This is a genomic window from Pseudomonas sp. 3296 (assembly GCF_031456615.1).
GTDB classification, from domain to species: Bacteria; Pseudomonadota; Gammaproteobacteria; order Pseudomonadales; family Pseudomonadaceae; genus Aquipseudomonas; species Aquipseudomonas mucoides.
In genome coordinates this window covers 348,670-361,206 of the sequence record NZ_JAVDUY010000003.1, presented here as the reverse complement: position 1 = coordinate 361,206, position 12,537 = coordinate 348,670, and the positions used below count along the sequence as shown (strand labels likewise).

At 61.7% G+C, this 12,537-nt stretch carries 7 protein-coding genes; 2 read left to right on the top strand and 5 right to left on the bottom strand.

All coding sequences use genetic code 11. The annotated features are described in order from the left end of the window. Positions 1 to 1,461, bottom strand: coding sequence for a membrane-bound lytic murein transglycosylase MltF (mltF, locus tag J2X66_RS09990; RefSeq protein ID WP_310263650.1), 1,461 nt, complete (start codon positions 1,459 to 1,461; stop codon positions 1 to 3). A gap of 273 nt (positions 1,462 to 1,734) precedes the next feature. On the opposite strand from mltF, the gene purL reads away from it, so the two are divergent. Next, positions 1,735 to 5,631, top strand: a complete 3,897-nt coding sequence (gene purL / locus J2X66_RS09985) for a phosphoribosylformylglycinamidine synthase (RefSeq protein WP_310263647.1) — start codon at positions 1,735 to 1,737, stop codon at positions 5,629 to 5,631. A gap of 5 nt (positions 5,632 to 5,636) precedes the next feature. After that, positions 5,637 to 5,948: a YqfO family protein gene (locus J2X66_RS09980; protein WP_310263644.1), complete on the top strand. Its 312-nt coding sequence runs from the start codon at positions 5,637 to 5,639 to the stop codon at positions 5,946 to 5,948. 162 nt (positions 5,949 to 6,110) lie between these two features. On the opposite strand, the gene nagE is transcribed toward J2X66_RS09980, so the two are convergent. From nagE to nagA, 4 genes are read right to left on the bottom strand one after another with little or no spacing between them, the layout of a single operon-like run. Continuing rightward, positions 6,111 to 7,826, bottom strand: coding sequence for an N-acetylglucosamine-specific PTS transporter subunit IIBC (gene nagE, locus J2X66_RS09975; RefSeq protein ID WP_310263642.1), 1,716 nt, complete (start codon positions 7,824 to 7,826; stop codon positions 6,111 to 6,113). Positions 7,827 to 7,872: 46 nt separating this feature from the next. Continuing rightward, entirely contained in the window at positions 7,873 to 10,389 is a 2,517-nt protein-coding gene (ptsP, locus tag J2X66_RS09970) for a phosphoenolpyruvate--protein phosphotransferase (protein ID WP_310263640.1), read from the bottom strand. Positions 10,390 to 10,424: 35 nt separating this feature from the next. Then, positions 10,425 to 11,447: an SIS domain-containing protein gene (locus J2X66_RS09965; RefSeq protein WP_310263638.1), complete on the bottom strand. Its 1,023-nt coding sequence runs from the start codon at positions 11,445 to 11,447 to the stop codon at positions 10,425 to 10,427. Beyond that, the gene (nagA, locus tag J2X66_RS09960) at positions 11,428 to 12,534 is read right to left on the bottom strand and encodes an N-acetylglucosamine-6-phosphate deacetylase (protein ID WP_310263636.1); all 1,107 of its coding nucleotides are present in this window, start codon (positions 12,532 to 12,534) and stop codon (positions 11,428 to 11,430) included. Before nagA ends, J2X66_RS09965 begins: the two co-directional genes overlap by 20 nt. Positions 12,535 to 12,537: the final 3 nt, after the last annotated feature.

Below are 12,537 nucleotides of genomic sequence, written 5' to 3'. Positions count from 1 at the left end.
TTAGAGCGGCGCAGGTTCCTGAGCCGGTTTCGACTTGTCGATTCCCGGCACATGCAGATTGCCTTCGGCCACCTGGTCACCTTCAAGCTGTGGTTGCGTGACCCACGTCAGGATGTCGTAGTAACGACGGATGTTCGCCACGAAATGCACCGGCTCGCCGCCTCGGGCGTAGCCATAGCGCGTCTTGCTGTACCACTTTTTCTCGGACAGGCGCGGCAGGATTTTCTTCACGTCCAGCCATTTGTCCGGGTTCAGCCCTTCCTTCGCCGCCAGTTTGCGCGCGTCATCCAGGTGGCCGCTGCCAACGTTGTAAGCCGCCAGGGCAAACCAGGTGCGGTCCGGCTCCTGAATCGACTCGTCCAGTTGATCCTTCATATAGGCCAGGTACTTGGCTCCGCCCATGATGCTCTGCTTGGGGTCGAGGCGGTTGGACACGCCCATCGCCTGTGCGGTGTTCTGGGTCAGCATCATCAGGCCGCGCACGCCGGTCTTGGACGTCACCGCCGGTTGCCACAGCGACTCCTGATAACCAATCGCGGCCAGCAGGCGCCAATCGACTTGTTCCTTCTTGGCATATGCCTTGAAGTGCTGTTCGTACTTGGGCAGTCGCTGCTGCAAATGTTGGGCGAACGTGGTGGCGCCCATGTAGCCGAGGACGTCGACATGCCCGTAATAGCGATCCTTGAGGCGCTGCAGGGTGCCGTTTTTCTGCACCTTGTCGAGGTAGGCGTTGATTTCGTTGAGCAGGCTGTTGTCTTCGCCAGCGGCCACGGCCCAGCTCTGGTTACTGGCGTCGCCGAGGTCGAAGGCGACCCGTATGTTGGTGAAGTACACCTGGTTCATCGCAACTTCGTTGGAGTCGACCAGCGTCAGGTCGATCTGGCCTTCATCGACCATGCGCAGCAGGTCGACGACTTCAACCGCGTCGGATTCTTCGTATTCAATGCCGGGGTATTTCTTTTTCAGCTCTGCCAACTGTTCGGCGTGGGTGCTGCCCTTGAGCACCATGATCTTCTTGCCGACCAGATCGCCCGCGTCGGTCGGCCGTGACTGGCCGTTGCGGTAGATGATCTGAGGGGTGACTTCCAGGTAGGAGTGGGAAAACCGCACCTGCTTTTTGCGTTGCTCGCTGCTGACCAGACCGGCAGCAGCCAGCACCGGGCCGTTAGGTTTGCCCACCTGATTGAACAAGTCGTCGAGGTTGTCGGCGGTCTCGATCTTGAGTTCCACCCCCAGATCGTCGGCGAAGCGCTTCACCAGCTCGTATTCGAAGCCGGTTTCACCGTTACGATCCTGAAAGTAGGTGGCGGGGCTGTTTCGGGTAACCACCCGCAGCACGCCATCCTCCTTTACGCGCTCCAGCGTGTTGGGTTTATCAACACAGCCACTGAGCATCAGGAAGAGTCCGGTTGCGATCAGCCATTTGGCGTACCGCGGACGCAAAGCCGTTGGGGAAAACATCTGCGCAGTATACGCAAAGGACCACGGCCGCCATATCTCGACAGAGAAGGGCTTGTCTGCTAGGCAATTGAAAACCGCTCCGGAGCCCGCAGGAATGGGCCCGAACCGCATTTTGTGACAGAAAAAATAACCCTTTTTGAGCGCCATTCTCAGGCCTGGATCCCCGGTCCGACACTTGGGTGTAGCCGCCTGTACCGTTTCGGGTGATGTCGCGGGCGGTTTAGGCTAGAATGCACGGCCTCAAAGCACACCCCTCCCGAGGCTGTCCCGAAGATGTTGATCCTGCGCGGCGCTCCTGCCCTTTCTGCCTTTCGCCACAGCAAACTCCTTGAGCAACTGAGCCAGAAGGTCCCGGCTGTCAGCGGCCTGTATGCTGAATTCGCTCACTTCGCCGAAGTGACCGGCGTCCTGACCGGCGACGAACAGCAGGTGCTCGCGCGCCTTCTGAAGTACGGCCCAAGTGTTCCGGTACAAGAGCCGACCGGTCGTCTGTTCCTGGTATTGCCGCGTTTCGGCACCATCTCGCCGTGGTCCAGTAAAGCCAGCGACATCGCTCGCAACTGCGGCCTGAGCAAGATCCAGCGCCTGGAACGCGGCATTGCGTTCTACGTGGCCGGTCAGTTCAGCGACGCCGAAGCACAGCTGATCTCCGATACGCTGCACGACCGCATGACGCAAATCGTTCTGGCCAACCTCGAACAGGCCGCCGGCCTGTTCAGCCACGCCGAACCGAAGCCGCTGACTGCGATCGACGTGCTGGGTGGCGGTCGCGCCGCGCTGGAAAAAGCCAACACCGAGCTGGGCCTGGCCCTGGCCGAAGACGAAATCGACTACCTGGTCACCGCCTTCGTCGGCTTGAAGCGCAACCCGCATGACATCGAACTGATGATGTTCGCCCAGGCGAACTCTGAGCACTGCCGTCACAAGATCTTCAACGCCAGTTGGGACATCGACGGTCAGAGCCAGGAAAAAAGCCTGTTCGGCATGATCAAGAACACCTACGTGATGCACAGCGAAGGCGTTCTGTCGGCTTATAAGGACAACGCCTCGGTGATCGTCGGCAACGTCGCCGGCCGTTTCTTCCCGGACCCTGAAACCCGCCAGTACGGCGCGGTGCAGGAACCGGTGCACATCCTGATGAAAGTCGAAACCCACAACCACCCGACTGCGATTGCCCCGTTCCCGGGCGCATCCACCGGCAGTGGCGGTGAGATTCGTGACGAAGGCGCGACCGGCCGTGGCGCCAAGCCGAAGGCTGGCCTGACCGGCTTCACCGTGTCCAACCTGCAAATCCCGGGCTTCGAACAGCCGTGGGAAGTGCCGTACGGCAAGCCTGAGCGCATCGTCACCGCGCTGGACATCATGATCGAAGGCCCACTGGGTGGCGCCGCGTTCAACAACGAATTCGGTCGTCCGGCCCTGACCGGTTATTTCCGTACCTTCGAACAGTCGATCACCACCCCGCGTGGCGACGAAGTTCGTGGTTACCACAAGCCGATCATGCTGGCTGGCGGTATGGGTAACATCCGTGCCGAACACGTACAGAAAGGCGAGATCACTGTTGGCTCCAAGCTGATCGTGCTCGGCGGCCCGGCGATGTTGATCGGTCTGGGCGGCGGCGCGGCTTCCTCCATGGCCACCGGCACCAGCTCGGCTGACCTGGACTTCGCTTCCGTACAGCGCGAAAACCCTGAGATGGAACGTCGCTGCCAGGAAGTCATCGACCGTTGCTGGCAGTTGGGTGACAAAAACCCGATCAGCTTCATCCACGACGTCGGCGCGGGTGGTCTGTCCAACGCCTTCCCGGAACTGGTCAACGACGGCAACCGTGGTGGCCGCTTCGAACTGCGTAACATTCCAAACGACGAGCCGGGCATGGCCCCGCACGAAATCTGGAGTAACGAATCCCAGGAACGCTACGTACTGGCGGTCGGCCCGGCCGACTTCGAACGCTTCCAGGCGATCTGTGAACGCGAGCGTTGCCCGTTCGCCGTGGTTGGCGAAGCCACTGCCGAGCCGCAACTGACGGTCACCGACAGCCATTTCGGCAACAGCCCGGTGGACATGCCACTCGAAGTGCTGCTGGGCAAAGCCCCGCGCATGCACCGTTCGGCCGTTCGTGAAAACGAACTGGGCGACGATTTCGATCCGTCGACACTTGAGATTGCAGACTGCGTAGAGCGCGTTCTGCATCACCCGGCCGTGGCGAGCAAAAGCTTCCTGATCACCATCGGCGACCGTACCATCACCGGCCTCGTGGCCCGTGACCAAATGGTCGGCCCGTGGCAGGTTCCGGTGGCCGACGTTGCCGTCACCGCCACCAGCTTCGACGTCTACACCGGTGAAGCCATGGCCATGGGCGAGCGCACTCCGCTGGCACTGCTGGACGCTCCTGCGTCGGGCCGCATGGCCATCGGCGAAACCCTGACCAACATTGCCGCTTCGCGCATCAACAAGATCTCCGACATCAAACTGTCGGCGAACTGGATGTCCGCTGCCGGTCATCCGGGTGAAGACGCGCGTCTGTACGACACCGTGAAAGCGGTCGGTATGGAACTGTGCCCTGAGCTGGGCATCACCATTCCGGTGGGCAAGGACTCCATGTCCATGGCCACACGCTGGAGCGACGAAGGCGTCGACAAGACAGTAACGTCGCCAATGTCCCTGATCGTGACCGGTTTCGCGCCAGTGGCTGACATCCGTCAGACCCTGACCCCGGAACTGCGCATGAACAAGGGCACCACCGACCTGATCCTGATCGATCTGGGTCGTGGCCAGAACCGCATGGGCGCCTCGATCCTGGCCCAGGTGCACGGCAAGCTCGGCTCGCAAGCGCCGGACGTTGACGATTCCGAAGACCTCAAGGCCTTCTTCGCGGTGATCCAGGGCCTCAATGCCGACGGTCACCTGCTGGCGTACCACGACCGTTCCGATGGTGGTCTGCTGACCAGCGTGGTGGAAATGGCCTTTGCCGGTCACTGCGGTCTGAGCCTGAACCTCGATGGCCTGGCAGAAACTTCCGCCGACATCGCCGCGATCCTGTTCAACGAAGAACTGGGTGCTGTGATCCAGGTTCGTCAGGACGCTACCCCGGACATCCTCGCGCAGTTCAGCGCGGCCGGCCTGGGCGACTGCGTGTCGGTGATCGGTCAGCCGATGAACAATGGCCAGATCAACATCACCTTCAACGGCGAAACCGTGTTCGAAGGTCAGCGTCGTCTGCTGCAACGTCAGTGGGCTGAAACCAGCTACCAGATCCAGCGTCTGCGTGACAACGCCGACTGCGCCGAGCAAGAGTTCGAGGTGCTGCTGGAAGAAGACAACCCGGGCCTGAGCGTCAAGCTCAGCTACGACGTCAACCAGGACGTCGCCGCGCCTTACATCAAGAAGGGCATTCGCCCACAGGTTGCCGTACTGCGTGAGCAGGGCGTCAACGGTCAGGTGGAAATGGCGGCCGCGTTCGACCGCGCCGGTTTCAACACGATCGACGTGCACATGAGCGACATTCTGGCCGGCCGTGTCGACCTGAACGAGTTCAAAGGTATGGTCGCTTGCGGCGGTTTCTCTTACGGCGACGTCCTCGGGGCCGGCGAAGGCTGGGCCAAGTCCGCGTTGTTCAACAGCCGTGCTCGCGATGCGTTCCAGGGCTTCTTCGAACGTAACGACAGCTTCACCCTCGGCGTGTGCAACGGTTGCCAGATGATGTCCAACCTGCACGAACTGATCCCGGGCAGCGAATTCTGGCCGCACTTCGTACGTAACCGCTCCGAGCAGTTCGAAGCGCGCGTGGCGATGGTTCAGGTCCAGGAGTCGAACTCGATCTTCCTGCAGGGCATGGCCGGTTCGCGCATGCCAATCGCGATCGCCCACGGTGAAGGCCATGCCGAGTTCGCCAGCGAAGAAGCGTTGCTGGAAGCGGATCTGTCGGGTTGCGTGGCGATGCGTTTCGTCGACAACCACGGCAAGGTCACCGAAAAATACCCGGCCAACCCGAACGGCTCGCCGCGCGGGATCACCGGTTTGACCAGCCGCGACGGTCGCGTAACGATCATGATGCCGCACCCGGAACGCGTGTTCCGTGCTGTGCAGAACTCGTGGCGTTCAGAAGACTGGAACGAGGACGCACCTTGGATGCGTATGTTCCGTAACGCACGCGTGTGGGTTAACTAAGCCTCGTGTACAAACTGAGCTTTTTTGTTCCGGCCAGTCATGTGGAGCAGGTCAAGAGTGCCGTATTCGCCGCCGGTGGCGGACAGATCGGCGCTTATGATCATTGCGCGTGGCAGGTGCTCGGCCTAGGTCAGTTTCGCCCGTTGGATGGCAGTCAGCCGTTCATTGGCGAAGCGGGGCAGGTCGAGCAGGTTGAGGAATGGAAGGTTGAGCTTGTGGTCAGCGATGAGCTGATACGGAAGGTGGTGGTGGCTTTGAAAGAGAGCCATCCCTATGAGACGCCGGCTTATGAGGTGTGGCGGTTGGAGGATTTCTGATCTTCCTGGCTGCTGAAATGAGAAACCCGCTGAATTTGCGTTCAGCGGGTTTTTTGTTGGCTGCGATGGCGGCCTGAAAGCCGACCAATCTCCACCAGATACACCCCATCCAATTGTGGGAGCGAGCCTGCACGCGAAGACTGACTGTCAGGCGCCAACGATCTAAACCTTGGCACTCACCTCACTGCGATTCACCAACACCTCCAGCGCATCACTCAAACTCGATGCCTTGTCGCCAATCAGCAGATGCCAAACACCGCCCTCAAGTTGGCTGACACCCTGACACCCCAGCGCCTTCAAATCGCACTCCGACAACGCCTTGCCATCCGCCAGCAACAACCGGATCCGGGTCATGGCGATGCAGTCCATCTGTAAGACGTTCTCGCCGCCGCCCAACGCATTCAGCCATTGCTGCGCTACCGGAGCGGTCACCGCAGCAGGTTTCGGCGCATCGATTACAGCGGGAGGGGAGGACACCAACGCGCGTCCCAGCGCCGGCATCGCCAGTCGAATTTCATCGGCAATGCTGTCCGCCATCGGCCCGACCACCACCTGCAAACTCCCGCCTTTCCCCGGACGTACCACTGCCATCGCCCCGAGCGCTTTCAAGTCGGCATCATTGGCCTTGTTGCGATCCACCATGTCCAGGCGCAGCCGTGTCGTGCAGGCGCCCACCGTGATCAGATTGTGCGCGCCACCCAGCGCCTTGATGTAAGCACCGGCCCGCTCATTCTCGGCAATCACGACCTTGTCGCCCGCTGGCACCTCTTCACGCCCCGGCGTTTTGAGATTGAAACGGCGAATACAGAAATCAAACACTCCGTAGTAGATCACCGCGTACGCCAGCCCCACGGGAATCACCAACCAGCCGTTGGTGGATCTGCCCCAGCCGAGAACCATGTCGATAAAGCCGCCAGAGAAGGTGAACCCGAGGTGAATGTTCAGCGCGTTGCTGATGGCCATCGACAACCCCGTCAACAGCGCATGCAGCAAAAACAGAAACGGCGCGAGGAACATGAAGGCGAATTCGATGGGCTCGGTCACGCCGGTCAGAAACGAGGTCAGGGCCATCGACAGGAAGATCCCGCCCATGACCTTGCGTCGCTCCGGCAGGGCGTTGCGGTACATCGCCAGGCAGGCGGCGGGCAGGCCGAAAATCATCATCGGGAACATGCCGGTCATGAACTGGCCGCCCTTCGGGTCGCCGGCGAAGTAGCGTGACAGGTCGCCGGTGACCATGGCGCCCGTGGTCGGGTCGGTGAAATTGCCGAAGACAAACCACGCCATGTTGTTGAGGATGTGGTGCAGGCCGGTGACAATCAGCAGGCGGTTGAACACGCCGAAGATGAAAGCACCGAAGCTTCCACTCTCCATCATCAGTGCGCCGAAGCTGTTGATGCCTTGCTGGATCGGTGGCCAGATCAACCCGAAGATCACGCCCAGGCCGACGGCGGCAAACCCGGTGACGATCGGCACAAAGCGCCGGCCGCCGAAGAACGCCAGGTACTCCGGCAGCTTGATGTCCTTGAAGCGGTTGTACAGCGCGCCGGCCATCAAGCCGCTGACGATCCCGGCGAGCATGCCCATGTTGATGCTCGCATCCAGCACCTTGAGGGTGGAGATCATCACCAGGTAACCAATCACCCCGGCCAGGCCTGCGGTGCCGTTGTTGTCCTTGGCGAAACCGACCGCGATGCCGATGGCGAAGATCATCGCCAGGTTGGCGAAGATCACTTGGCCGGCGTCGTGGATGATCGCGATGTTCAGCAAATCGGTATCGCCCAAGCGAAGCAATAACCCGGCAATCGGCAGGATTGCGATTGGCAGCATCAATGCGCGCCCGAGGCGCTGCAGGCCTTCGATGAAGTGTTGGTACATGGCGGTTCTCCCTGTGCTCTTTTTATTTGAGAGTTGTAGTTGTTGTTCAGCTCAGAGGCCATTGCTGGTGACAGGCGTGACGCACGGCCGCAGCGCTGCTCAGTTTGAGCAGGTCGTGGCTGATGCGTCGGCATTCGGCAGCGTCGAGGTGGCGCACGCGGTCTTTGATTTCGCCGATTTGCACCGGGCTCACCGACAATTCGCTGACTCCCAAACCGATCAACACAGGCGTCGCCAGCGCATCGCAAGCGAGTGCACCGCAGACGCCAACCCAACGGTTATGCACCGCCGCGCCCGCGCAGGTCTGTGCGATCAAGCGCAGCAGTGCCGGGTGCAGGGCGTCGACGCGTGAAGCGAGGCCCGCGTGGTCGCGGTCCATGGCCAGGGTGTATTGCGACAAGTCGTTGGTGCCGATGGACAGAAAGTCTGCGTGTTCGGCCAAGTGCTCGGCCATTAAGGCGGCGGCCGGGACTTCGATCATCACCCCAAGCTCCGGGCGTTCACTCACGCCGAGTTCTGAACACAACGCCTCGAGGCGCTTGCGAATGTGCAGCAGCTCGTCGACCTCGGTGACCATCGGCAACAGAATCCGGCAGCGCGATATCGGGTGAACATGAAGTAGCGCGCGCAGTTGCTGATCGAGCAGTTCCGGGCGCACTTGAGCCAGGCGAATTCCGCGCAGGCCAAGCACCGGATTGGCCTCGGCCGGCAGGGGCAGGTAATCGAGCTGCTTGTCACCCCCGACGTCGATGGTGCGGATGATCACCGATTTCTCGCCCATTGCATCGAGCACGGCTTGATAGGCGAGGCGCTGTTCCTGTTCATCCGGCGCGGTGTTGCGATCCACGAATAGAAACTCGGTACGCAGCAGGCCGACGCCATCGGCACCATTGGCCAGCGCGTCGGCCGCTTCTGTGCTGGAGGCGACATTGGCGGCCACCTCGATGTGCAGTCCATCGAGCGTCAGAGCACGGGTGTGCGCCTGAGACTGTTGAAGAGCGCGGCGCTGCTGATGATCGAGTTGCGCCTGATGCACGTCAGCGAGGCGTTCGGCAGTCGGTGCCAGTTCGAGACGAGCACCGTCAGCGTCCAGCACCACCGATTGACCTTGCTCAAGATTCAGCAGCGTCGAGCCCAGTGCAACCATGCAAGGTAAGCCTTTGCCGCGCGCCAGAATTGCCACGTGGGAGGTCGCGCCGCCCTCGGCCATGCATAAGCCGGCGACGCCTTGCTGGCTGAGTTGCAACAGGTCGGACGGGGTCAGTTCGTGCGCCGCGACAATGGCGCCCGCCGGCACGTCGTACTGCCAGGCTTCGCCGAGCAAGGCGCGCAACACGCGTTGTTTGAGGTCGCGCAGATCATTGGCGCGCTCGGCCAGCAACGGGCTACCGAGTTGTTGCAGGACTTTGCACTGGGCGTCGATCGATTGACTCCAGGCGTGGGTCGCGGCGACGCCTTGGACTATGGAGGTATTCGCCGCGTCCAGTAGTGCCGGATCTTCAAGCAGCGCCAGGTGTGCTGCAAAAATCGCTTCTTCGTCGGCGTTCTTGTGCTTTTTGGCCTGGGCCAGGGTGTGGTCGATTTCGCTGCGCACGAGGGTCAGCGCGGTATCGAGCGCATCCTGTTGTTGTTCGGAATCATGACCCCCGGCGTCAACCGGCAGGCTGATGGCGTTCAATCGAAACAGTGGCCCACCCACCAGACCCGGCGCGGCACAAACACCGTGCAGCACACCGGCTTCGGCCGGACGATTGTGTTGGGCAATCGGCGTTGGCGCGGCAGCGTGGCTGTCTTCGGCCAGGGCGGTGGATAACACGGTCAACAAGGCTTGCAGTGCCGCTTCGGCGTCCACGCCCCGGCAACTGACTTGTACTTCATCCCGCTCACCGACCGCCAGCCCCATCAGCCCGATCAAGCTGTCACAGGTCGCCGATTTACCGCCGAAATACAGTTGCGATTTACTCTTGAAACCTTGCGCGGTCTGGCGAATCAGCGCCGCAGGACGCGCATGTAATCCGCCGCGAAAGGCGACGTGGACATGCCCATTTACTTCGATGCCCGAGGCGTCGGTTTCGACCAGCGCGCTGCAGGCCTGCCGGCGAATGATGTGCAGCAACGGCTCGCCGACCTTGACCGATTTCAGAGTGATCGGCCGTGCTTGAAAATCCCCGCTGTTGGTCAGGATCATCAGGCTGACCAGGCTTTTGCACTGCTGCGCAACCTTGTCCAGGTCATAGCGCAAAAGCGGTTGGCCATTGCTGACCCGCGCGCCTTCCTTGACCAGCATCGAGAAGCCTTCGCCCTGCAACTCGACGGTGTCGAGGCCCAGGTGCAGCAGCAGTTCGGCGCCGTTATCGGCGCGCAAGGTGATTGCATGCCCGGTTCGGGCGACGTGCACGACGACGCCGGCGCAAGGGGCGTGAAGGGTATCGTTCAGTGGGTCGATGGCGATCCCGTCGCCCATGGCGCCGCTGGCGAACACCGGGTCCGGCACCTTGGCGAGCGTGAGCACCGGGCCGCTGAGCGGGGCGCTGAGGGTCAGCTCTTTATTGTTGTTATGCATGGCTCGGTCTCATGAATAAAAAACGACGGTTCGGATCAATGGGTGCGCGTGACTTTGCTCAAATGACGCGGTTGGTCCGGGTCCATGCCACGGGCGACGGCCAAACCGGCAGCCATCACGTAGAAACTCTGGATCGCCAGGATCGGATCCAGGGCCGGGTGTTCGGCGCGGGTCAGGGTGAGGTCGCGTTCAGCGATGTCATTGGGCGCGGCCAGCAATACACGGGCGCCGCGTTGGCGCATGTCGGCGGCGAGGCTCAGCAAACCGGCCTGTTCGGCACCGCGTGGGGCGAAGATCAGCAGTGGATAATTTTCGTCGATCAAGGCCATCGGGCCGTGGCGGACTTCGGCGCTGCTGAACGCTTCCGCCTGAATCGCCGAGGTCTCCTTGAATTTCAGCGCCGCTTCCTGGGCGATGGCGAACCCGGCGCCGCGACCGATCACCATCAAGCGTTGGCAATCGCGCAGGGCGTCGATGGCCATGCTCCAATCCTGTTGCGCGGCGTCACGCAGACCTTCCGGCAGGGCGTTGCCGGCTTCGAGCATTTCTACATCTTCTTTCCAGTGCGCGATCAGACGAGCGCTGGCGCTGAGGGTGGCGATAAAACTCTTGGTCGCGGCGACGCTGCTTTCGGTGCCGGCCAACAACGGCAGGCTGAATTCACAGGCTGCTTCCAGTGGCGAACCTTCGGCATTGACCATGGAAATGCTCAGGGCACCGCGCTTGCGCAGCAGGCGCAGGCTGTTCACCAGATCAGGACTTTGCCCGGACTGCGAGAAGGCAAACGCCACCTGACCGCTGACTTTCAACGGCGCTTGCTGCATGGTCACCACTGACATTGGCAACGACGCCACCGGAATGCCCAGCAGTTGCATGGTCAGGTAGGCGAAGTAGCTGGCGGCATGGTCGGAGCTGCCACGGGCGACGGTCATTGCCACTTGCGGCGGCTGACGGCGCAGGCGTCCGGCGATCTCGATCATCTGCGGGTCGAGCTGTTGCAATTGGGCTTGCACGGCCTCGAACGAGGACAGCGCCTCTTCAAGCATTTTTGAAGTCAATGTCTTCTCCTTCGACCATGACGGCGGTCAGTGTGAGTGAGCGATCCAGCCGCACGCAGTCGGCCCAGCTGCCCGGTATGAGGCGGCCGCGTTCTTCAAGGCCAAGGTAATCGGCGGGGAATTGCGAAAGGCGTTGCGAGGCCTCGGCAATCGACACACCGATCTTCACCAGATTACGCAACGCTTGATCCATGGTCAGGGTGCTGCCGGCGAGGGTGCCGTCGGGCAAGCGTACGCCGCCCAGACATTTGGTCACGGTGTGGCTACCGAGCTTGTATTCACCGTCGGGCATCCCGGCGGCGGCGGTGGAGTCGGTCACGCAATACAGGCATGGAATCGAGCGCAGGGCCACACGGATGGCGCCGGGGTGTACGTGCAGCAAGTCCGGAATCAGCTCGGCGTATTTGGCGTGGGCCAGTGCTGCGCCGACGATGCCTGGCTCGCGGTGATGCAGCGGGCTCATGGCGTTGTAGAGGTGAGTGAAACTGCTCGCACCCGCTGCCAGCGCTGCGACGCCTTCCTCGTAGCTGCCGAGGGTATGGCCGATCTGCATGCGCACGCCGCGAGCGCTGAGGGCGCGGATCAAGGTGTCATGGCCGGCGATCTCCGGGGCGATGGTAATCACGCGGATCGGCGCCAGTGCCAGATATTCTTCGACTTCGGCCATCAACGCGGTGTGGGCGAAATTCGGTTGGGCGCCGAGTTTGCCGGGGTTGATGTACGGGCCTTCGAGGTGCACGCCGAGGACCCGGGCGCTGCCTTTGGGGCGCGTTTCGCAGAACTCTCCGACGGCTTTGAGTACGCTGGAAATTTCTTCGCTCGGCGCGGTCATGGTGGTCGCCAGCAGCGACGTCGTACCGAAGCGCACGTGGGTCCGGGTGATGGTCTCGAAGGCGGTGGCGCCTTCCATGATGTCTTTGCCGCCGCCGCCGTGCACATGCAGGTCGATGAAACCCGGCAGCAGATAAGGCAGGTCGTTGTCTGCCGGATCGCACGGTTGGCCTTCGATCGACACGACCTTGCCGTGTTGGTGAATCAGCCGGCCGCGAACCCAGCCGTGGGCGGTGAGGATGTTGTCTTCGGACATGTC